We start from the raw sequence: 22,155 nt of genomic DNA on the forward strand, positions 1-22,155 counted from the left end.
CGCCACGGTCAACTCCCTCCTCCCTCACCGCCCGCGCCCTCGTCGGGCTGGCCCATCTGGGGGATCGTGACCCACTGCACGAGCTCGAACGCGTGCTCCCGAGACCCTTGCTTCCAGGTCAGCTTGACCGTCACCCGCCGCGCGCTCGCCTCGAAGATGGGCTGGAGCGTCGGCGCGAGCATGTCGACGAACGGCTGCAGGAGCCCCGAGATCCCGCCGCCCGACTCGCCGCCTCCCGCGCCGCCGCCGACCAGCGATTGCGCGAGATCGTTGATGTCGCCGCTCGGGGCCGCGGTGCCGCTCGACTCGCCCGGCTTGCCGAGCGCCCCGAGCCCCTCGAGGTTGGTGTCGAGGTCCAGATCGCCGTACTTGGGCTCGGGCATCTCGGGCTTCTCGATGCGCCAGCTGCACTTGATGTTCGGCGACTCGTCGCCCTCGCAGCACGGCCCGCTGTCGGCCTCGTCGAGCGCCGGCAGGCCGTCCTTGGCGAGCCGCTCCTCGAGCTCGGTCATCTTGCAGCGCGCGAGCCCGTTCGCGAGGCTGAGGTTCCGCGCGTGCGCCGCGGCCGAGAAGGCGCCGGCCTGCGCGGAGAGGATCGCCGTCAGCCCGAGGCCGAGGATGGCGACCGCCACCATCACCTCGAGCAGGGTGAAGCCGCGGGCGCGCATCAGAGCCCCGTGTCCTCGCGCTCCGACGCCTCGGCGTCGTCGCGCGGCCTGGGCATGCTCGCCTTGCCCTTCCGGATGTCCGTCTTGCCGGTCAGCGGCGAGACGAGCACCGTCATCACCGCGTCCTCGGTCTCTCCGCCGCCCAGGCTGAGCTGGATCGCGGCGTGCTCGGTCTGGCCTCCGGGCCAGAAGTAGAGATACGCCCGCCCCTCTGTCACGGGCTCGTCCTGGTGTCCGGTCTCCACCTGGAGGAAGCGCACGCCGCTCGACAGCTCCTTGCCGGGCCTGTCCTTCTCGGGGTTGAAGCCGAACACCTTCGCCGGCTCGAACGAGGGCCGCGGCGCGCGCGGCCCCTTCAGGATCGCCTCGGCCTCCGCCGTGGCCGCCTTCTCGGCCTCCGTCGCCGCGGCGGCGCCGCCGGCCCGGTCGTTCCGCTCGACGAGCAGATCACCCGCGGACTCCTCGAGCACGATCATCCGCTCCTCGAAATCGAACACCAGCCGCACCGGCTTCGACTTCGCGTTCGCGTGGGCGTACGCGACCCGGACGGCGCCCGCGAGCAGCGCCGCGCTGCGCTTCAGCCGCGCGCTCGTGACAGCGCCCATGCCGAGCATGACCGAGCCGCTGATGAGCGCGATCACCGTGACGGTGATCAGCACCTCGACCAGCGTGAGTCCCCTCGTGCGACGGCGTGTCATGGGCGCTCCTGCTCCCGCGCGGCGCTACATCTCCGCGATCTTGTTGAGATCCGATTGCTTCATGTCGTCCCGGATGTCGTCCGGCGTGTTCTCTTTCCTGTCGTCTCCGGACGACACGACATGGACGTCGTTGTTCTCGTCACACTTGATCTTGTAGGGCTGGCCCCAGGGATCGTCCGTCTTGTTGCCGTCGATCTGCTTCGCGCTGACCAGCGCCTGGATCGTCGGGCACCCCTCGCTGCCCGCCCCGAGCTGCTGGTACTGCTCGGCGGCGCTCTTGATGATCGTCGCCCCGGTATAGGCGCTCTTGACGCGCGACTGCTTGAGCTTCGGCCACACCACGAGCGTGGCGCCGCCGGCGATGATCGCCATGATCGTCACGACGATGAGCACCTCGACGAGGGTCACGCCCCGCGAGAGCTTCCGGCTCAGCCGTCGAATCCTTCTTGCGCTGCTTGCTCTGTTCGTCTCCATCTCTCACTCCACCCTGTCAAGGCCGCCTATTTCGCCGTCCGGTCCGTCGCTCATGAGATCGTATCCGTCCGGATCCTTCCTTCCGGGACAGGTGAGCCGGAGCGGCCTGCCCCACGCGTCGACCGGGTCGATCGCGAGGTATCCCTCGCGCTTCAGCTCTTCCAGGGAACCCGGGCACCGCCGCTCGTGATCCGCGCGGTACAGGGTGATCGCCCCGTGGACGACGGACAACGTGGCGCGGGTCGATCGAATTCCCACGAGCCGCCGCTCGCGCGCGCCGAGGAGCAGCAGGAGGACCACCATCGCGAGGCCCGCGGCGAAGGGCCTCGCCCGCGCCACGCCGGTCCGCCGGAAGAGCCCGCCGCCGCGCTCCCAGGGGAAGAAGATCGTGCTCTCTCGCTGCCTGCGCCGCCCCATAGCCACCTACCCGACGAAGCTCGACATCTGGATGAGCGGCATGAGGATGGATATCGCGATGAACGCGACCGCGCCGCCCATGATGACGATCATGAGCGGCTCGAGCAGGCTCGTGAGCACCTGGACGCGGGTCTCCACGGCGGAGTCGTAGGCATTGGCGACGTTCTCCAGCATCGCCTCCAGCTGCCCGCTCCTCTCGCCGATGGCGATCATGTGGGTGACGATCGGCGGGAACCGGCCGCTCCGCTTCAGCGGATCGGCGATGCTCTGGCCCTCGCGGATCGACGCGATGGCGTCGACGATGACCTTCTCCAGGGCCGCGTTGCCCAGCACGCTCCGCACGATATCCATCGCGCTGAGGAGCGCGACGCCCGACGACAGCAGGGTCGCGAGGGTCCGCGCGAAGCGCGCGATGGACAGCATCTGGATGAGCTTGCCGAAGATGGGCGCCTGCAGCACGAACGTGTCCCACGCGAGGCGGCCCTTCGGCGTCCGCACCCAGCGGCGGAACCCGTACACCGCGCCCACGAGCGCGAGAAGGACGAGCCACCAGTAGCTCGAGGCGAACGCCGACGTGCCGATGAGCGCCGCCGTGTACCAGGGCAGCGCCTGGTCCATGGAAGCGAAGATGCCGGTCACGTTCGGCACGACCGCGACCATGAGGACCGAGATGAGCCCGATGCCGATGAGGGCCATCAGCGCGGGGTAGGCGAGGGCGGCGGTCACCTTGCCCACGAGCTTCGCCTGGTTCTCCATGAACAGGGTCAGGCGGGTCAGCACGCCCTCGAGCGTGCCGGACGCCTCGCCGGCGCGCACCATGCTCACGTAGAGCGGCGGGAAGACCGAGGGGTGCGCCTCGAGGGCCTTGGCGAAGCTCGTGCCTTCGCGCACCTGCTCGCGCACCTGCGTGAGCACCCTCTTCAGCGACTCCTTCTCGACCTGCTCGATGAGCGCGTTGAGCGACTCGAAGAGCGGTATGCCGGCGCCGATGAGCGTCGCGAGCTGGCGGGTCATCACGGCGACGTCCGACGTCGAGGGGCGGCCCGCGAAGGCGAAGATCTTGAGATCGCGCTTCGCCTTCGCCTTCGCGGCCTGCTCCTCGGTCGCGCCGGTGAGCATGATGCCGTCCTTGCGCAGGGCGGCACGGAGGGCCTTCGCGTTCTCCGCGTCGCGGACCCCTTTGACCGGCTTGCCGGTGCCGACGAGGATGCCTTTGTATTCGAATACCGCCACGGCCTTCCCTACTCGTCGACGATGACGTCTTCCTGCGTCGCCGCGAGCACCTCCTCGACGGTGGTGATGCCCTTGAGCACCTTGCGCGCCCCGTCATCCCGGAGCGTATCCATCCCCTGGGAGATGGCGACCCGCTTGATGGTCTGCGCGTCCGCGCTCTTCAGGATGTGCGGACCCACGGCGTCATCGACGACCATCAGCTCATAGATGCCCCGCCGGCCGATGAAGCCCTTCTGGTTGCAGGCGTCGCAGCCCCCGGGCTTGTAGAACACGGCCCGGTCGATGTCCTGACCGATGTAATCGTATTTCTGTCCGTGCACGCTGTAGCGGTTCGAGAGCTTCCGCCGCGCCTTCCAGGCGAGCCGGTCCTCGTCGAGGCCGAGCTGCTGCAGCTCGTAATCGGAGGGGCGGTAGGCGACCTTGCACGCCGGGCAGAGCAGGCGCACGAGGCGCTGGGCGAGGATGCCGATCACGCTGCTCCGCACGAGGAACGGCTCGATCTCCATCTCGACGAGGCGGGTCACGGCGGCGGCCGCGTCGTTCGTGTGGAGGGTCGAGAGCACCAGGTGGCCGGTCAGCGACGCGTGGATGGCGATCTCGGCGGTCTCCTTGTCGCGGATCTCGCCGACCATGATCACGTCCGGATCCTGGCGGAGGAACGCGCGGAGCGCCGAGGCGAAGGTGAGCCCGATCCCGGGGTGGACGTGGATCTGGTGGATGCCGCCGATCTCGTACTCGACCGGGTCCTCGGCCGTGAGGATGTTCCGGCTGGGCTCGTTGATCCGGTTGAGGCAGGCGTAGAGCGTCGTCGTCTTGCCGCTGCCGGTCGGGCCGGTGACGAGGATGATGCCGTCCGGCCGCTGGATGAGCGCGTCCATGATGGCGTACTCGCGCGGCGCGAAGCCGAGGTCGTCGAGCCCGAGCAGGACCGACGCCTTGTGCAGGATGCGCATCACGATCCGCTCGAAGCCGCGGCTCGTCGGCACGGTCGAGACGCGGATGTCGACGCTCTTGCCCGCGATCTTCAGCGTGATGCGGCCGTCCTGCGGGAGCCGCTTCTCGGCGATGTTGAGCGCCGCCATGATCTTCACGCGGGCGATGATCGGCGCCATGAACTGCTTCGAGGCGCGCTTCGCGACGTAGAGCTCACCGTCGATCCGGTAGCGGACGACGACGTCGCGCTCCTCGGGCTCGATGTGGATGTCGCTCGCCCGCTCGCGGACCGCCTGCGCGAAGAGGCCGTTGACCCAGGCGATGATCGGGGCGTCGTCGTCCGAGTCGATGATGTCGACGAGGTTGTCCTCCTCGAGCGCCGTGTCGCCCTCGAGCTTCGCGCCGCCGTCCTCCTTGCGCTCCCAGATGCGGTTGATCGCGTTCAGCACCGCGTCGCTCGTGGCGACCGCGATCTCGACCGGCTTGCCGAACAGCGCCCGCACGTCGTCGATCGCCGTCGTGTCGAGGGGGTCGGCGACGGCGCAGTAGACGACCCCGTCGTGCTCGGCGAGCGGCAGGATCTTGTGCTGCTTGGCGTAGGTGATCGGCACCCGGCTCGCGAGCTCGAGCGGCACCGCGTCGATGTCGATGCGCGGGAGGAGGCCGACCTCGCACTCCTCCGCGAGCGCCTTGGCGATGCTCGCCTCGTCGGCGATGTTGGACGAGACGATGAGCTCCGCGAGCTGCTGACCGCGCTCGCGGACGGTGTCGTAGAGCGGCACGAGCCGCTCCGCGGGGACGACGCCCCGCCGGACCAGGATCTCGCCGAGGTACTGCTGCTGCTGCAGGCTCATTCCACGCGCTCCATCTGCCGTCCGCCGCCCGGCGGCCGCCGCGTGGGCCGCGGCGGCGGGGCGCCGTTCGGGGGCGGCGGCAGCTGGGCCGGCTCGCCCTCCATGTCGTTTGCGCCGGGCTGCATGTGCGCGGCGCCGGTGGCCTTGCCGCCGAACGTCGGCAGGCCGACCGGGTCCACCGGCACGTGCTCGCGCGGCCCCTTCGGGCGCGCCTCCTCCTCGAGGCGCGCCCGCTCCTCCTCGGCCAGCATCGACTGGCGGATGTCCTCGAGGAGCCCGTTCGCGCGGCCGAAGTCGCGCGGCGGCTCCCACGCGGCGCTCTCGCTGAAGACGAAGTAACGGTCGATGAACTCCTGCCGCTCCTGCATCTTGCGCTCGAAGATGGTCCGGAGATCGTCCTGGTCGCGGATCACGTAGGGCGTCAGCACGAGGAGGAGGTTCGTCTTCGTCTTGGTCTTGACCCGCTGCCGGAAGAGGAACCCGAGCACCGGGATGTCGCCCAGCACGGGGATCTTCGTCTCCGAGGTGGTCATGCCGTCGCGCATGAGGCCGCCGATCACGACCGTCTGCTGGTCCCGGACGACGAGCGTGGTGCTCGCGGTGCGCTTGTTGATGGGGATCGCGCCGAGCGCGCCCTCGAGGGGGGCGCCGGCGTCGGAGATCTCCTCGGAGAGCTCCAGCCGCACCTGGTCCGAGTCGTTGACGTGGGGGACGACCTTGATCTTCGTGCCGACGTCCTGGCGCGCGGCGGTGCCGCCGCCGAGGCCGCCGAGGCCGCCGAGCAGGCCGCCGAGGCCGCCGAGCGCGCCCGCCGCGGCGCCAGCGCCGCCCGCCAGGCTCGCGAGCTGGTTGAGCCCGCCGCCGCCCACGTTGGTCTGGAGCGGGATGTTCTGGCCGATCGAGATCTCGGCCGCCACGTTGTCGGTCGCGAGGATGTGAGGCGTCGCGAGGACGTTGGAGTCGCCGTCCTGGGCCAGCGCGTGCAGGACGACGCCGAACGCGGGGATCGAGATGCCCGTCCCGAGGATGTTGTTCGAGCCCGTGATCGCGGGGCCCTTGATGCCGAGCGCGAGCGCGCCGAGCTGCGCCGGCAGGCCGATGACGGACTGGCGGATGTTGTTGCCGCCGTAGACGACGCTGTCGTTCGGGTCGAGGCCGTCGAACGGCGCGCCGGCGTGGTAGCCGATGCCGAAATCGAGCGAGCGGCTGACGTTCACGTCCATGATCACGGCCTCGATGAACACCTGCCGCCGCGGCTCGTCGAGCTCGTCGATCACGGCGCGCAGCTGGGCATAATCGTGGGGCGACGACGTGATGAGGAGCTTGTTGCTCGCCTCGTCGCAGGTGACCTTGACCTGCCCCTCGAAGATGTCGTCGGTCGAGCCGGGCACCGCGGGGGCGGCGCGCGCGCCCGGCCTGCCGCCCACGGGCGCGCCGCCGCCGCTCCCGCCGCCGAGGACCTGGTTCAGCGTCGCCGACAGCTCCTTGCAGCCGGCGTGCTGGAGCGAGAGCACGTGGACCTGCCCCTCGCCCGTCTGCGCCACGTCGAGGCGCTTCAGGATGCCGAGGACGCGCAGGTAGTCCGGCTCGGTGGCGGTGATGATGAGGGAGTTGGTCCTGTCGTCCGCGATGATGCGGGCGCCGGTGCCGCCGGCGCCGCCCCTGCCGGGCCTGCCGCCGCCCGCCGCGCCCCTGCTCGGGTCGACGATCTCGTTCAGCTTGGTCGCGACCTCCGCCGCGGAGCCGTAATGAACGGGCTGCACCCAGAGCTGATCGCCGGCGCCGCCGACGTCGATCTCCTCGACGATCCGGAGCATGCGCTGGATGTTGGACCCGGTGTCCGTGATGATGAGCAGGTTGCCGGGCGGGTAGACGGTGACGTCGCCGTCCTTCGATTTGAACTTGCTCAGGACGCCGCCCGCGTCGTTGGCGTCGATATGGGACAGCCGGTACATGCGGGTGACGAACCGGTCCTCCGCGGGCACGGGCGCGGCGGCCCCGAACACGGGGGTCGTCTCGGACACCGCGCCCGGCGTCTCCACGATCTTGAGGAAGCGGCCGTGGGGGATGACGGTGAGATCGTTCGAGGCGAGGATCGAGAGGAACGCGCTGTACGCCTCGGCGACGGTCACCTTCTCCGGCGCGTACACCGTGGCCTTGATCTGCCGGAGCTTGCCGCCGTAGATGAAGCGGCGCCCGGTGATGTTGCTGATGGCCTTCACGAGCTCGGGGAGGTCGGCCTCGTCGAGGTTGAAGCTGACCTTGTAGCCGCCGGGCTTCGGCTTGAACTCGATCTCCTGGACCCCTTGCTTGACCGCGGCGAGCGGGTCGTCCCCGGCGTCGGCCGGGGCGCCAGGCGTGCCTGGCGCGGGCGCGGCCGCGCCAGGCGCGCCAGCTGGCGGAGCGCCTGCGGCCGGCGCGCCCGGCGCGGGGCGGGCGGGCGGCGGAGGGACCTGGCCGGGGGTCCGCAGCACGGGGACGCCGCGGTTCGCGGGCTGCGCTGCGGCGGGAGGCGCCGCGGCGGCGAGCACGAGCGCCGCCACCGGCGCGGCGAGGAGCCTCCTCCGGAGGCAGCAGGATCGCTCGAGGATCGTCATCACCATCAGTCGACTCGATATTCTCTGCGTTGGTTGGTAGGGGGAGGCGGCGCCGCTCAGTCGGCGTTCGGCGCGTTCGGCGCGTTCGGCGCGCTCGGCGCGTTTTCGCGCGCGGCCGGCGAGGGGGGCCGCGGCCGCTTCGAGCGAGAGGTCTTGCCCAGGGCGGTCTTGCTCGCGCCGGCGGAGGCCTCGCTGTCGGCCTCCTCCGTCGCGTCCGTCGCGGACTCTTTGTCGTGGGGCGGCAGGACGGCCTTGGCGACCGACACGAGGACGAGGCTCATGACCCCGACGAACGTGAGCGAGCCGAGGACGAACGTGCCGATCACCATCAGCGTCCGCCGGAGCAGGCTCCCCTCGTTCAGCGTCCCTATCCATCGCGCCATGCCGCTACCCTGCTTTCGTCCCTGGATTCAGTCCGGAGCGCTCACTTGATGTTGAAGTCGATGTTCATCGGCTTGCCCTTGCGGTTGATGCTCACCGTGAGTCGGTCCGCCGTCCGGAGCCGCGCGTAGGCCTCGAGGGCCTTCTGCGGATCGCTCATCTCAAACCCGTTGATGCTGGACAGCCGATCTCCGTTCTCCAGCCCGAGCGTCCCTAGCAGAGAGTCCGGGCGAATCCCGAAGAGACGGATGCCCACCACCTTGTCTCCCTCCTTCTCGGGGACGATACGCGCGGAGCGCATCAGCTCGCCCTGGTTCTCCAGGATGTGGTCGACGGCGCTGCGCTCCACGTTGAACTCGTTCTCGCTCACGCGCTGGATCTTCGAGGCGATCTCCGGCGGGATCTTCTTGCCGCCGCGGGCGGCGGGCTTCGACGCCGCGCTCGTCGACGTCGTCGCGGGCGCCGGCGCCGGCGTGGCGCTGGCGCGGGCGACGGCGTGGTTGCTGCCCACGACGGCCTGGCAACGCGAGCTGCCGGACGTCAGCCAGACCCGATCCCACCCCACGTAGTAAACGGTCTGCCCGCTGATCTCATCCCCTTGCCGGCGCAAGATCGCCTTGCCGTCCGAGCCGGCCATGGCCGCGAACGACCACGCGGGATCGTCGGCCTGCGTGATGAGCAGGACGCGGGCGCCGTCGCAGGAGGGGTCCGCGTACGGGTCCTTGTTGGGCAGCTCGTGCGGGACGCTCGGGATCTCGACCGGCTTGCCGTCGAGCGGCCCCGTCACCGAGTCGAACGGGTTGCGCGAGAGGATCGCCGCGGCGCTCGTCGTGTGGTCCGTGTTGCTCGCGGTCGACCCGAACGACGCCGGGCGCGTCGGAGGGCTCGGCGGCGCCGGCGGGGCGTCGATGGCGACGCTGGAGACCACCAGCTGACCCATGCCCGACGCCTGGAAGTAGGCGGCGAGCGCGATCAGCGCGCCCAGCACCCAGGGAAAATACCGCTTCAGGATCGCGTCGATGCCCATGCGCCCATCCTCCTCTAGGCGAGTTTCATGCCAGCGGTCAATCGCCGGTGGTTTCCCGCGTCTTCACGAAATTTCGGAAGCTGTCCCGCCAAGGTGACGCACCCCAGCCGCGTCGGACGGCCTTCGTTGCCAAAGTGACAAATGGATTTTCGCGGGGTGCCGGCGCACGGGAGCGCGCCGTGTCCGCAAGACGGCGCGCGCGGCGTCACTCCAGCTCGCCGAGCTTTCGGTAGATGGTGCGCGTGGAGATGCCGAGCAACTGCGCGGCGACGGATTTGTCCCCGCGGGCGTGGCGGAGCGTCTCGCGGATGAGCCTTCGCTCGACCTCGTCGAGGGGCGTGCCGACCGAGAAGGTGAGCGAGCTCGGCTCGGCGGGGGCGGCCTCGCGGATGAAGTCGGGCAGGTCGTCGACGGAGAGCTGGTCGCCGCGGCAGAGGACCACGGCGCGCTCGATCACGTTCTCGAGCTCGCGGACGTTGCCCGGCCACGTGTAGTCGGTCAGGCGCGCGAGCACGTCGCGCGGCGCCTCCAGGCGGGGGCGGTTGTTCTTCGTGCAGTAGACGCCGAGGAAGTGGTCGACGAGGAGCGGGATGTCCTCGCGGCGGGTCCGGAGCGGGGGCGCCGTGATCGCGATCACGTTGAGCCGGTAGAACAGGTCCTCGCGGAAGCGGCCGGCGGCGACCTCGGCGCGCAGATCCTTGTTGGTGGCCGCGACCACCCGCACGTCGGCGCGCACCGTGTCGCCGCCGACGGGCTCGTACTCGCCCTCCTGCAGCACGCGGAGGAGCTTCACCTGCACGGCGGGCGAGAGCTCGCCGATCTCGTCGAGGAACAGCGTGCCGCCGGCCGCCTTGGCGAAGCGGCCGTCGCGCTTCGCGAGGGCGCCGGTGAACGCGCCGCGCTCGTGGCCGAAGAGCTCGGCCTCGAGGATGGTCTCCGGGATGGCCGCGCAGTTGACCGCGACGAACGGCCCTCGCGATCGCGCGCTGCGCTCGTGGATGAAGCGCGCGAGCAGCTCCTTGCCGGTGCCGCTCTCGCCGAGCACGAGCACCGTGGCGCTCGAGGGCGCCGCCTGGGTCGCGATGTCGAGCACGCGGCGGAGCGTCGGGCTCGATCCGACGATCTCGCGCTTCGTGAGCAGCTTGATCTCCTGCCGGAGCGAGCGGTTCTCGGCGACGAGCGACTGGCGCTCGGCCGCCTTGCGCACGCTCTTGATGATCGTCATCCGCTTGAGCGGCTTCTCCACGAAGTCGTAGGCGCCCTCGCGCATGGCCTGGACCGCGGTCTCGACGGTCCCGTAGGCGGTCATCATCACGACCTCGGTGTCGGGCGCGAGCTGCTTCAGCGCGCGGAGCAGCTCGAGGCCGCTGACGCCCGGCATCATCAGGTCGGTCAGGACGACCTCGACGCGGCGGCTGCGCACGATCTCCAGGGCCGCCTTCGCGCTGTCCGCCGTGATGACGCGCATGCCGTCGCGCTGGAAGATCTTCTCGATGGAGGCGACGTTCGACGGCTCGTCATCGACCACGAGGACCGTCGGCGCGCCGGGCGGCGGCGCAGCGGGGCCAGCAGGCGGCGCGCTCGGGGGGACCTGTGCCAGATCGTCAGCCATGCGCCACTGTGTCACAGACGTCAGCGGCGTGTCCAGGAGAGCACGGGTCTGACAAAGTCCGATCCGGCGCCTGACAAACTGACACGCCGACCTGGTCCCCGCGCGCCGCCCGCGAAGATCGCGGGATCGGTCAGCGGATGAGCTTCGACAGCTGCTTGAAGTCGTCGGTGCCGGCGATCCTGAGCCAGTCGAAGACGACGGTCTCCGCGGTGGTGATGATGGCGCCTGCGGCGCGGCAGAGATCGAGGCCGGCGAGCCGGTGGTCGTCGCGGCGGGAGGCGACGCCGTCGAGCGGCACCTGGACGAGGACGCCGCGCGCGGCGAGGTCGCGCACGGTCTGGAAGACGCAGACGTGCGCCTCCACGCCGACGACGATGGCGGCGCGGGGCGCGCGCCCGGTCGACGTGCGCAAGGCGCGCTCGAACTCGGGGGAGCCGCAGGCGGAGAACTCCATCTTGGGGATGACGGGCGCGCCCGCCTGGGCGAGCCGCTCGGCGATGGGCGCGACGGTCGGGCCGAGGCCTGCGGGGTACTGCTCGGTGGCGATGACCGCCGCGCCGAGCCGCCGCGCCGCCTCGATCAGCACCGTGGCCGCGCGGGTCAGCGCGTCCATCTGGGGCGCCGGCATCGCGCCGGCGAGCTTCTCCTGGACGTCGATGACGATGACCGCGCTGTCTGCGGGCTCGATCCTTTGCATGGTGGCTACCTCGTGGCCCGGAAGCTCCTCAGGAACCGGAGCAGGTCGCTCCGCAGGTCGAAGCGGAGGAGCGCCTCGCCGATCAGGGCGCCGCCGTCTCCGACGAGCACGCCGGGCAGGACGGTCATCGACGTCATGAGGTCGCCGGGGCGCACGGTCTTCCGGCCGGCGAACGCGCAGCGGCGGCCGTCGTTGGCGGTGAACTCGAAGGAGTAGGGCAGGGTGCCGGTGCGCGCGACGTCGAGGCCGAGCCGCCCGGAGAGGTAGCGGTGGTCGGCGAAGCCCTCGGCGTCGATCTCGCCCTCGATCTCGACCTCGGGCTTGCGCAGGAAGGCGAGGAGGCCGCGCGAGCGCGCGCGGATCGTGAACGACATGGGCCGCTCGTCGGAGGGCGAGTCGACCAGGTGGAAGCTCCCGGCCATGGTCTCGCAGAACTCGAAGCCGCGCATCACGCCTCCGCCCATCACGCCTGCGGGGGCGCGCCCCGGGGTGGCGCCGGCAGCGGCGGGCCGGCCGTCGCCTCCGTGAAGTCCTCGGGCGGGAGCACGAGCCGCTCGACGCGGCGGCCGGAGGCGAGGGCGTCGACGATCTCCGGGACGTCGGCGGGGGTCACGCGGCCGTAGAAGTAGCCGTCCGGCTCCACGGCGATGACGGGGCCCGCCCAGCAGACGTCGAGGCAGCTCGCGGAGCAGGCGCGCGCCTCGACCTTCGCGAGGCCCCGCTCGGCGAGCGCGGCCTTGAGCTGCACGTGGATGCCCTCGGCGCCGCGCTGAGCGCAGGAGCCCTTGGGAACGCCGTCGGGGCGGCGGTTGACGCAGACGAAGAGGTAGCGCTTTCGCTGGGGCACGAGGCGGATCCTCGTGCGTCGCGGGGGCCAGGTCAAGCTGGGGAGAGGTAGGGCGGGATGCGCCGGGGGCGCGCGTCGAGCTTCGCCGGGGGGCGGGTCGGCGGCCGGACGGGCGCACAGATGCTGTGCGCGAGGCATTCTTGGGCCCGGTGGCGTACCGTACTCGGAGGTTGTCGACGATCTTGGCGGTTCAGACTTCTTCGGAACCGCATTCGTAAAGGTTATCGAGACTGCGTTTTGACACGAGGCTACTGTGTCACACCCCAGGAGTTTTCATGGCTACAGGTGATTATAGCCTCATTCCAATGGTAGCAAGCTACCTTGGTTTGAGCCCAGTTTCAGCGCAGTGGAGAGGAATCGATGCGGTCCTCCCGATCCTGGAGCGTATGCGCAGCGACGGGGCGATCGTCCTCATAAAGCTTGATGGTGGTAGAGGTCCGTCCGATAACGGCCCGTATACCGTCCTTGCTTCCGGTGGGCCTCTCAAGGGCGACTTTGTTCGTGCGGACGTGTCATCGATTGAGCACGGTGTCGCAGAGGTGGTCGTGGAGTATGCGAGAAGGTGCTGGGGGTTCGTTGAACCCTCGTAACCTGCTCGGGGGGTGAACGCCGGGCGGCTCCTCGCCTCAGGCCCCGGCTTCTGCGGCGGTGCGCGCGCGGTGCCGGCGCCGCGCGAGGTTCACGATCCCGATCGGCGCCACGAAGAGCACGGTCGCGAACCCGAGGACGCCGACCACCATCCCCGCGAGGCTCGCGAGCGCGAGCCAGAGCACGTCGAGCGCCGCCGGGCTGGAACCGGACGAAGAGCGCTCGTCGACGCGCATCTCCCTGCGCAGCTCCCCGACCTCTCGATCGAGCAGCGCCTCGAACGGCCGGCCATACAGGCTCTCGCTGCGGCGGCCTCGGAAGAACGCGCGGATCGTCCGGCGCGGGGCCGAGAGCAGCCCCGCGAAGAGGCCGCCCAGGTTGAGCTGCCAGGCCGCGACGAAGCCCTTGCAGCCGGCGCCGAGCTCCCATGCCGCGATCTCGAACTCGCCGATCGCGTTCGTGTCGTAGCCCGTCAGCACGTGGTGCAGGTCGTGGTAACGCACGGCGCGCACGCGCGCCCGGGTGTTCGGGAACGGGACGGGGAGCGGGCCGAGCTTGAAGTCGACCCACGCGTCGCCGTACCCGCCGTCCGCGCCGAAGCGGTTCACCTCGAAGTAGAGCGCCCGCGCCTCCCGCATCGTGAGGCCTTCGTCGTAATGCACCAGAGCCATGGCACCACCCTCGTTCGATGACTTCAGTCACTGACCATGGTCATTCTTCGCGCTCGTTCTGTCAAGGAGATCTCCGCTTGACGTGGAGGCATCCGCGGCAACAGATTGCCCGGTCGATGAGCAAGGTCATTCCAGGCGCGACGAAACGCCGGAAGCGAGCCGCGGCGCCGCGAGCTCCGGTCGCGCCGGCGCCGGTCGCGTCCGCGCCGATCGCGCCGCCGCCCGAGCGCGGCGGGCGCGCCCAGCAGAAGCTCGACACCCGCCGGCGGATCCGGGACGCCGCGTGGGCGCTCTTCACCGAGCTCGGGTACGACGGCACGACGACCAAGGCGGTGGCGGAGCGCGCGGAGGTCGCGACGGGGACGGTGTTCGTGCACGCGCGCGACAAGCCCGACCTGCTCATGATGGTGATGCACGACCGGCTCGCGGCCGCTGTCGACGCGGCGTTCGAGGCGCTGCCGCGCAAAGAGCCCCTGCTCGCTCAGCTGCTCCACGTGTTCCAGCGGCTGTTCGCGATGTACGGCGAGCAGCCGCTCGTCTCGCAGGCGTTCGTGAAGGCCTTCCCCGCCGCGTCGGGTCCGAACGGAGAGCGGCTGAACGCGCTCACGTTCGCGTTCCTGCACCGCATCGCGGGCCTCGTGCGCGACGCGCAGGCGCGCGGCGAGGTCGCGGGCGACATCGACCCGCTCGCCGCGGCGCACAACGTGTTCGCCCTCTACTTCGCGGCGCTCCTGTCCTGGCTCAGCGGCTTCGTGACGCTCAACGCGGCGCTGGATCCTGTGCTGAAGAGCTCCCTCGCCCTCCAGTTCCGAGGGCTCAGGGCGTGAGGCGCCGGCGCTTCAACGTCGGCGCGCGTCAGCGCGTGCCCTGCCGGGGATCGCCGGCGCGGAGCGCGGCGAGCACCTCGGCGTGGACGCGCGGGTCGCCGGCGGCCACCACGTCACCGGCGCTCGCGGCGTCGAGCGGGCGCCCTTCCCAGTCCGTCATGACCCCGCCGGCGCCGGTGATCACCGGGACGAGCGCCGCGAAATCGTGGAGCTTGAGGCCGTACTCGACGACCACGTCGATGCTGCCGCTCGCCACGAGGCCATACTGGTAACAATCGCCGCCGTAGCTCACGAGCTTGGCCCGGGACGCGACCTCACCGAAGGCGCGGGTCTTCGCCGGCGGGAAATACTGCGGGCCCGTGGTGGAGAGGCGCGCGAGCGAAAGCCCCGCGCACGCGCGGACGCGCGCCGGCGCGCCGTTCCAGAGCGTCGGACGGCCCAGGACGCCGAGCCAGCGATCGCCGAGGACCGGCTGATCGATGACGCCGAGCACCGGCCGGCCCCGGTGCAGCAGCGCGATGAGCGTGCCGAAGAGCGGCTTGCCCGTGATGAACGCCTTCGTCCCGTCGATGGGATCGAGCACCCACACGAGCTCCGCCCCCTCGTCCTGGCGGCCGAACTCCTCTCCCACGATCCCGTGGCCCGGGGCGTGCGCGGCAAGGAGCTCGCGTATCGCCGCCTCGGCCTCGCGGTCGGCGATCGTGACAGGGCTCGCGTCCGCCTTGTCGTCGGCCTCGATGCCCTTGCGGAAATAGCGCCGGATCACGGCGCCGCTGGCGTCCGCGAGCCGCTCTGCCAGCTCGACCAGGTCCTGGGAAGGGGTCATCGTCTCCTCCGTGGGCCCTCGACGCGAGCCTCACGGCGCGATCCCCTACGCGCGCCGCCCGCTCACGGCAACCACCTCGCCTCGCAGCGCCCCGGAGCGAGCTCCGCATCAGGCCGCATGAGGTCGCGTCGCCCCCGGGGCGCTCGACGACAGGCTCGCTCGGAGATACGAGCCCAGCGTGTCCGTGCCCCGCACCCCTTCCGGGTGGAAGTCGGCCAGCACCGGCCCGTTGTGGGGCATGTCCCGCAGCACGTCGAGCGTGACGTCGACGCCCGCCTCGCGGGCGCGCCGCGCGAGCTCCTGGCCCTCGTCGTGGAGGCGCTCGGCGTCGCCGACCTGGATGAACAGCGAGGCCAGCCCCTCCAGACCTGCGTGGAGCGGTGACAGCCGGGGATCGTCCAGCGGGGTCGCGCCCGCGAAATCGCGCGCCTGGCGCAAGAGACCCTCCCGGGTACCGTAATCGGTCGCGTCGTTCGCGCGCGCCGAGGCGCTGCTCGAGGTGAGGTCGAGCCAGGGAGAGATGAGCGCGGCGCAGCGCGCCTGCGCGCCGCGGTCGCGCAGCGCGAGCTGCGTGACGAGCGCGAGGTTGCCGCCGGCGGAGTCGCCGGCGAGCGCGATCTCCCCCGGTGCATGGCCGCGCTCGACCAGCGCATCGAAGGCGGCGAGCGCGTCCTCGAGCTGCGCGGGGTAGCGGTGCTCCGGCGCGAGCCGGTAGTCGATGCCCACGACGCGGGCGCCGCTTGCCAGCGCGAGCCGCGCCATGAGATCCGCGTGGGTCCTCGTGGAGCCGAACAGGTACGAGCCGCCGTGGAGGTAGAGGACGACGCCGCGCGACGCCGCGCCCGGAGGCTCGAACCAGGCCGCGGGGACGCCCCCCAAGGTATCGTCCGTGCGCTTCACGCGCCGAACGGCCTTCCGGGAGTACGGGCGCGCGTCGAGCTCGGCCCTGACCTCGGGGTAGGGCCGGTCGAGCAGCTGGATGAAATCGCGGCGGAGAAAGCGGACCACCCACTCGAAGCCGAAGCCCCAGCTCGGGCGCGCGGGCCCCCGGCGGGCGCGTTCGGTCGTGGTCTCCACGAACGCGAGGCCGAACCTCTTCATCAGGCGAAGCATCATGGCGGGCATCGTAGCGGACGCCTCCCGCGATCGCGGCGTCCTGTGCCCGCGCCGGTCCGAGCGCCGCGCCGTCGCTCCTCTCGGCGAGGCGCGCGTTGCGGCGCGCGTCAGCGCTTCTTCCGCGGATCGCCCCGGAGGATCGGGTACGCCATCAGCAGGCTGAACCAGACCACCAGGAACTTCGGGTCGGTCAGCGTCTCGAACGGGATCTCGAAGCGCTCGTTCGCGGTCGCGGCCTCCGCCTTGCGCTGCTGCGCTTGCGCCACCGCGGGGCTCACGACCTCGATTCGCCTCGCGCCGCTCGCGCCGCTCGCGACGCCAGTGCCGCCGGTCGCGGGCATCTTCGGCAGCAGGGTACCCTCGGCGATCGCCCTCTCCTCGGGCGTCCGCTCCGTCCTGAGATCCGGGTCGATGATCACCGCCGCCGGCTCGAGCGCCTCGGCGCCCTCGGCGCCGCCCGGCTCCGCGGTCGCGACCCGCGCGTCCTCTTTCTCCGGTCGATCCACCGGGACGAAGCGCGGCGCGACCTCGCCCGGCTTCCGATCGCGGAGCTCGACGGTCACCTGGGTCGGGATGTACAGGCGCCGCGCCTCCTCGATCGGGACCACGGTGTCCTTAACGGAGGCCGGCGGCCCGCCCGCGAGCTCGGGCACCTTCGCGCGCGCCGCGTCGATCGCCGCCTGCTCCGCGGCCATCGCGGCCTTGCAGCTCGGAAGGGACGGATCGAAGTCGAGGCCGACGGCGCTGGCGCCCCCCTTCCTCCGCTCCTGGGGCGGCGTGCACTCCTCGTGGATGCGCTCCGCGACGTCGTCATCCTCCCGGTGCAGGAGCCCGAGCGGGAGCTCCTTGCGATCGTCGATGCCGTTCGCGACCTCCGGCCGGGCCACGAAGCGGTACCGCACGCGGAGCGCGAGGGTGCGGTGCCCCGCGGCGTCGACGACGGTCACGGCCTCCTTGGCGAAGTTGTCCGTGGTCGCGCCCTGGACCTCGCGCCGGCTCACCATCACCCGGGACTTCCGTAGCCCCGTGAACACCGATCGCGTCTGCGTCCGCACGCGCTCGAGGATCTTGAAATCGCTCGTCCCGGTCGGGACGTAGACATAGCCGTCGAACTGGAGCACAGCGGGCGGACGCTTCACGTCCCGATCGGCCGTCTTGCCCCGATCGCCGCACCCCGCGAGCGCCAGCACCCCGGCCAGCACGCCGATTGCCGGGAGAACACGGAGGACTGCACGGAGAAGTGCTACCACAACAGATCTCCACGACGGCGAGGGTGCAACGCCGGTGAATCTAGCTCCGGCGACCTGATGAAGAAACCCTTACCCACCGGAAAAGCCGGGCAGGGATGCGGGGATCGCGCACAACGACCTGAACGTGACGACCCGGCGCGCAGATCCCGACCTCGACGCAGGCGTTGGCCCGCGGCCTGGTGAGCCCCTTACCTCGGCCGGGGGGCGCCGCGGCGGTGAGGCTTCGAGCTGGCCGCGGAGCGCGCTCGGAGCGAGGCGACACATCGCGGCGCGTCTTGGGGACGCCCCGCGGCGCGCCGGGGGATTGCCCTTTCGAAAATCGGATCCATTTGGTCGCCGACATGAACACGGAAAGCCCGAACCCCGAAACCAGCGGTTCCACGCCCTCTGCCGAGCCTTCGGGTGCGGCCCCGGGCCCGGAGACGCCCGCGTCGACCCCGTCCGAGGAGGCCAAGGCCGCCGGCGCGGTCGAGCTCCCCTTCCAGGCCGAGGTGCAGCAGGTCCTCGCGCTGGTCATCAACTCGCTCTACGCAAACCAGGAGGTCTTCCTCCGCGAGCTCATCTCGAACGCGTCGGACGCGCTCGACAAGGCCCGCTTCCTGGCCCTCACGCGCGAAGGCGTCGCTGAACAAGCCGGCGAGCCCGCGATCCTCATCACGCTCGACGACGCCGCCCACACCCTCACCATCGAGGACAACGGCATCGGGATGACCCGGGACGAGGTGGTGCAGAACCTCGGCACCATCGCCCGCTCTGGGTCGCTGGAATTCCTGAAGGCCAACGCTGAGGCCGCCAAGCGGAAGAAGGACGGCGGCAAGCTCCAGCTCATCGGCCAGTTCGGCGTCGGCTTCTACGCCGCGTTCATGGTCGCCGCGCGCGTCGACGTGCAGACCCGCTCGATGCTGCCGGGCGCGGAGCCCGTCCTGTGGCGCTCGTCCGGCGCGGGCTCCTTCACCGTGGCCCCCGGCGATCGCGAGCACCCGGGCACGAAGATCGTCCTCCACCTCAAGGACGACGCGCGCGAGTACACGAAGGTGTGGCGGATCAAGGAGATCATCCGCAAGTACTCGGATTTCGTTCATTTCCCCATCAAGGTGAACGACGAGGTCGCGAACCGCTCGGCCGCGCTCTGGACGCTGCCCAAGTCGCAGATCACCGAGGAGCAGCACGCGGAGTTCTTCCGGCACGTGACCGGCGGCTACGAGGGGGAGAAGCCGCTGCTCACCGTGCACCTGTCGATCGACGCGCCCGTGCAGTTCCACGCCCTGCTCTACGTGCCCGAGAAGGCGCCGGCGGACATGTTCCACAAGGACCGCCGTGGCGTGCGCCTCTACGCGAAGCGGGTCCTCATCGTCGAGGACTGCGACAAGCTCACGCCGATGTACCTGCGCTTCCTGCGCGGCGTCGTCGACTCCGAGGACCTCTCGCTGAACGTCTCTCGCGAGATGCTCCAGGAGAACCGCACGCTCTCCCAGATCGAGCAGCAGATCGTCAAGCAGGTGCTCAAGTCGCTCAAGGACCTCTCCGAGTCGGAGCCCGAGCGCTACGCGGCTTTCTGGAAGGAGTTCGGCCGGGTCATCAAGGAGGGGGTCACCAACGACTGGAAGAACAAGGACGCGATCGCCGAGCTCTGCCGGTTCGAGTCGATGAACACGGAGGCCGGCAAGGTCATCTCGCTCCGCGACTACGTGGCGAAGATGCCGGAGGCGCAGAAGGAGATCTATTACGTGACGGGGCTCGGCCGCCACGCGGTCGAGCAGAGCCCGCACCTCGAGGCGTTCCGGAAGCGCGGCTACGACGTGCTGTTCCTCGTGGATCCGGTCGACGAGTGGTTCGTGCAGTCGCTGAACGAGTTCGACAAGCGCCGCCTCAAGAGCGTGATGCACGGCGATGTCGACCTCGGCGCCGAGCCGGAGAAGAAGGACGAGCCGGAGGCGTCGGTGGACGCGGCCGTGGCGGCGGTCAAGGCGGCGCTGGGCGACCGGGTGAAGGACGTGCGCGTCTCGCGGCGCCTGACCGACAGCGCGAGCTGCCTCGTCGCCGCCGAGGGGGATCCAGGGGCGAACTTCGAGCGGATCATGAAGCTCATCGACCAGAATACCGGGGAATCCAAGCGGATCCTGGAGCTCAACCCGGGCCACCCGGTGGTGAAGAACCTCAATATCCTGGCGGGGCGCGAGGCCGGCTCGGAGCGGGTGAAGCAGTGGTCCGAGCTCCTCCTCGACCAGGCCCTCCTCGTCGAGGGCGTGGTCCAGGAGCCGGCGAAGCTCGTCCGGCGCATCCAGGATCTGCTCGCGCAGGTCAGCTCCGCGGCCGTCAGCCAGCCCTGACGAGCCGCGGTTTCTTGGCCGGGGCCGAGCGCCGGTGATAGGCGCGGGACGAGGTCGCCAGGATGTCCCGAATCGCAACACCGGCGCTCGGCCGCCGGGCCTTTCTCCGAGCGCTCGGCGCGGCGGGCGGCGCCCTGGCCGCGCCGGGGCTCTGGGCGCCGGCGCCGGCGCTCGCCAGGGCGGCCTCCAGGGTGAGGGCCGTCGAGGCGTCGGACATCGGCGTGACGCTGAAGATCGAGCTGTCGAACGCGCCGTTTCCCTGCGATGGGGCTCCCTACCAGGACGCCACGGCGATGGTCTTCGTGCCGGCCCATTACCGCGCGCCGGAGAGCGATGAGCTCGACCTCGTGATCCACTTCCACGGCCACGTCACGACCGCGGAGCGGGCCATCGCGGCGCACAAGCTCCGCGAGCAGCTCCACGAGAGCAAGCAGAACGCGGTGCTCGTGGTGCCGCAGTGCGCGGTGAACGCGGCGGAGTCGCCCCCGGGCAAGCTGGGGCAGAAGGGCGGCCTCCGGCGGCTGTGCGGCGAGCTCGCGTCGGTGCTCGCGAGCCCCTCGGCGCGGCGGGCGCTCGGCGATCGCGCCATCCCGCGGCAGGCGAGGCTCGGGACGCTCTGCCTGTCGGCGCACTCGGGCGGATACCGCGTCGCGGCCGCGTGCCTGCGCCACGGCGGCTGCGAGGTGAACGAGGTGTACCTGTTCGACGCGCTGTACGGCGAGGTCGACGCGTTCCGCGACTGGGTGCTCGAGCGGAAGGGCCGAACGGGGCGGGACAGGCACAAGCTCATCAGCCACTTCGTCGCGGGCGACGTGCGGCGGCTCAACCTCGAGCTGGAGCGTGCGCTCGAGGCGCAGGGCGTCGCCTGCCTTCACGAGCGGCGCCCGGGCGAGCTCACGCGCAAGCAGCTCCTGGACGGCCGCGCCATCTTCATCCAGGTCCCGCTCGCGCACAGCGCGGTGACCTTCGAGCAGAACGCGTTCCGCGACTGCCTGTTCGCGTCAGGCCTCCGCCGGCAGCTCCGATCCAGCTGGTTCAAGAAGAAGGACGAGCCGCGCCGGATCGACGTGCGGCGCGGGTCCTGACGTCGTCCCGCCGCCGCGGCGCCGCGTGGGGGGCGCCGGCCGGTCGTGGCGGCGCGCGTCAGTGCCGGAGCGAGACGTCGGCCAGCGCGAGGCGCGCGTCGTTGATGTAGGCGCTGTCCGGGAAGCGGCGGATGAACGAACGCAACGTCGTCTTCGCGTCGTTCCAGGCCTGGATGTCGAGGAGGCACTCGGCGAGGAGGAAGGTCGCGTCATCCATGACCTCCCGATCGGGCGACGCCTCGGAGAGCGTCATGAGCAGCGGAATCGCGTCGCGCTGCCGGTTCAGCCTGCGGTAGGCGCGCGCCAGGTTGAGGCGGGCCGACGGGGTGTGTGACGCCGTCTCCTTCTGCCGGATGGCGTCCTCGAAGGCGACCGCGGCCTCGTGCCAGCGGCCCGTCCGCATGTGATCGAGGCCCGTCTGGTACGATTTGATCGAGAGCTCCGAGCGCGACTTGTCGACCGAGTCCGAGAAGAACGCGAGCTCGGCGCGGGTGAGCGGCGCCTTGCGCAGCGCCTCGAAGCCCTCGATCACCTCCTGTCGCCGCTCGGCACGGATGAGCTCGTAGAACGCCGCGGCGTCGCTCTCGGCCTTGGCGCGCGCGTCGCTCCGCTGCTGCATCTCCTTGAGATCGGCCTCGTGCTTCGCGATGCGGTCGCGCGCGCCCTTGGTCTCGGCCTGGACGGCGTCCACGCGTGCGTCCCAGGCGAGCTTGACCACGCCGATCACCACGATCACGAAGAGCAGGTTCGCGCTCGCGCTGTTCCAGAAGGCGCGCCGCTCGTACGCCATCTGGCGCTTGGAGATGCTCTTCAGATCCGCGGCGAGGGCGTTCGTGAGGTTGTTCGTCTTGATGATGAGCCCACGGGATTCCACGATCTCACGCTTGATCTCCCTGAGCTCGTCGTCGAAGTCGTGCATTTTCAGGTCCTGAAACCGTGCCCTGTGCAGGAGGCTGTGCTCGTGCTAAGGGGGCCGCGAACGCGGACCCCCGACCCGTGGAAGGGGCCGCGAACGCGGACCCCC

Annotated in this window: 21 protein-coding genes; 3 read left to right on the plus strand and 18 right to left on the minus strand. The window is 70.7% G+C overall.

Features of this window, described 5'->3' with window-relative positions; translation table 11 throughout:
* Positions 1-8: 8 nt before the first annotated feature.
* From WME82_RS49805 to WME82_RS49870, 14 genes are all read right to left on the minus strand, one after another.
* The gene (locus tag WME82_RS49805) at positions 9-668 is read right to left on the minus strand and encodes a type IV pilus modification PilV family protein (protein WP_438041063.1); all 660 of its coding nucleotides are present in this window, start codon (positions 666-668) and stop codon (positions 9-11) included.
* A complete protein-coding gene (locus tag WME82_RS49810; RefSeq protein ID WP_437857685.1) occupies positions 668-1,366 on the minus strand; it encodes a pilus assembly FimT family protein in 699 nt (232 codons plus the stop codon). The genes WME82_RS49805 and WME82_RS49810 overlap by 1 nt, the downstream gene beginning before the upstream one ends.
* 24 nt (positions 1,367-1,390) lie before the next feature.
* Complete coding sequence (locus WME82_RS49815; protein ID WP_437743413.1) at positions 1,391-1,840, minus strand: type II secretion system protein; 450 nt, start codon at positions 1,838-1,840, stop codon at positions 1,391-1,393.
* Between the two features lie 3 nt (positions 1,841-1,843).
* Positions 1,844-2,257 (minus strand): type II secretion system protein GspG, encoded by a 414-nt coding sequence (locus WME82_RS49820; protein ID WP_437857717.1) that lies wholly within the window; start codon positions 2,255-2,257, stop codon positions 1,844-1,846.
* Positions 2,258-2,263: 6 nt separating this feature from the next.
* Positions 2,264-3,490, minus strand: a complete 1,227-nt coding sequence (gene gspF, locus WME82_RS49825) for a type II secretion system inner membrane protein GspF (protein WP_437743414.1) — start codon at positions 3,488-3,490, stop codon at positions 2,264-2,266.
* Between the two features lie 8 nt (positions 3,491-3,498).
* Complete coding sequence (gene gspE, locus WME82_RS49830) at positions 3,499-5,277, minus strand: type II secretion system ATPase GspE (RefSeq protein WP_437857738.1); 1,779 nt, start codon at positions 5,275-5,277, stop codon at positions 3,499-3,501.
* Positions 5,274-7,880, minus strand: a complete 2,607-nt coding sequence (gene gspD, locus WME82_RS49835) for a type II secretion system secretin GspD (RefSeq protein ID WP_438041064.1) — start codon at positions 7,878-7,880, stop codon at positions 5,274-5,276. The genes gspE and gspD overlap by 4 nt, the downstream gene beginning before the upstream one ends.
* 50 nt (positions 7,881-7,930) lie before the next feature.
* A complete protein-coding gene (locus WME82_RS49840; protein WP_438041065.1) occupies positions 7,931-8,257 on the minus strand; it encodes a hypothetical protein in 327 nt (108 codons plus the stop codon).
* Positions 8,258-8,298: 41 nt separating this feature from the next.
* Entirely contained in the window at positions 8,299-9,282 is a 984-nt protein-coding gene (gspC, locus tag WME82_RS49845; RefSeq protein WP_437857771.1) for a type II secretion system protein GspC, read from the minus strand.
* Positions 9,283-9,487: 205 nt separating this feature from the next.
* A complete protein-coding gene (locus tag WME82_RS49850; RefSeq protein ID WP_437762462.1) occupies positions 9,488-10,894 on the minus strand; it encodes a sigma-54-dependent transcriptional regulator in 1,407 nt (468 codons plus the stop codon).
* A 130-nt stretch (positions 10,895-11,024) separates the two neighbouring features.
* Complete coding sequence (locus WME82_RS49855) at positions 11,025-11,591, minus strand: isochorismatase family protein (protein WP_438041066.1); 567 nt, start codon at positions 11,589-11,591, stop codon at positions 11,025-11,027.
* 5 nt (positions 11,592-11,596) lie between these two features.
* Complete coding sequence (locus WME82_RS49860; protein ID WP_437714683.1) at positions 11,597-12,040, minus strand: hypothetical protein; 444 nt, start codon at positions 12,038-12,040, stop codon at positions 11,597-11,599.
* Between the two features lie 14 nt (positions 12,041-12,054).
* Positions 12,055-12,438, minus strand: coding sequence for a (2Fe-2S) ferredoxin domain-containing protein (locus WME82_RS49865; protein ID WP_438041067.1), 384 nt, complete (start codon positions 12,436-12,438; stop codon positions 12,055-12,057).
* A 626-nt stretch (positions 12,439-13,064) separates the two neighbouring features.
* On the minus strand, positions 13,065-13,697 hold the full coding sequence (locus WME82_RS49870) for a hypothetical protein (RefSeq protein ID WP_437743421.1): 633 nt from the start codon (positions 13,695-13,697) through the stop codon (positions 13,065-13,067).
* A gap of 116 nt (positions 13,698-13,813) precedes the next feature.
* On the opposite strand from WME82_RS49870, the gene WME82_RS49875 reads away from it, so the two are divergent.
* On the plus strand, positions 13,814-14,524 hold the full coding sequence (locus WME82_RS49875) for a TetR/AcrR family transcriptional regulator (RefSeq protein ID WP_438041068.1): 711 nt from the start codon (positions 13,814-13,816) through the stop codon (positions 14,522-14,524).
* A 28-nt stretch (positions 14,525-14,552) separates the two neighbouring features.
* Here WME82_RS49875 and hisN read toward each other — a convergent pair whose 3' ends face one another.
* The 3 genes from hisN to WME82_RS49890 form a co-directional block, all read right to left on the minus strand.
* On the minus strand, positions 14,553-15,350 hold the full coding sequence (hisN, locus tag WME82_RS49880; RefSeq protein WP_438041069.1) for a histidinol-phosphatase: 798 nt from the start codon (positions 15,348-15,350) through the stop codon (positions 14,553-14,555).
* A gap of 108 nt (positions 15,351-15,458) precedes the next feature.
* The gene (locus WME82_RS49885; protein ID WP_438041070.1) at positions 15,459-16,466 is read right to left on the minus strand and encodes an alpha/beta hydrolase; all 1,008 of its coding nucleotides are present in this window, start codon (positions 16,464-16,466) and stop codon (positions 15,459-15,461) included.
* Positions 16,467-16,573: 107 nt separating this feature from the next.
* Entirely contained in the window at positions 16,574-17,716 is a 1,143-nt protein-coding gene (locus WME82_RS49890; protein WP_438041071.1) for a hypothetical protein, read from the minus strand.
* 341 nt (positions 17,717-18,057) lie between these two features.
* Between WME82_RS49890 and htpG the strand changes: the two genes are divergently transcribed.
* Together htpG and WME82_RS49900 are read left to right on the plus strand one after the other, a co-directional pair.
* Positions 18,058-20,046 (plus strand): molecular chaperone HtpG, encoded by a 1,989-nt coding sequence (gene htpG, locus WME82_RS49895; protein ID WP_438041072.1) that lies wholly within the window; start codon positions 18,058-18,060, stop codon positions 20,044-20,046.
* A gap of 62 nt (positions 20,047-20,108) precedes the next feature.
* Positions 20,109-21,131, plus strand: coding sequence for a hypothetical protein (locus WME82_RS49900; RefSeq protein WP_437743426.1), 1,023 nt, complete (start codon positions 20,109-20,111; stop codon positions 21,129-21,131).
* A gap of 58 nt (positions 21,132-21,189) precedes the next feature.
* On the opposite strand, the gene WME82_RS49905 is transcribed toward WME82_RS49900, so the two are convergent.
* Positions 21,190-22,050: a tetratricopeptide repeat protein gene (locus WME82_RS49905; RefSeq protein WP_012241841.1), complete on the minus strand. Its 861-nt coding sequence runs from the start codon at positions 22,048-22,050 to the stop codon at positions 21,190-21,192.
* Between the last annotated feature and the right edge of the window lie 105 nt (positions 22,051-22,155).

The sequence above is a fragment of the Sorangium sp. So ce128 genome (assembly GCF_051525245.1).
GTDB classification, from domain to species: Bacteria; Myxococcota_A; Polyangia; order Polyangiales; family Polyangiaceae; genus Sorangium; species Sorangium cellulosum_B.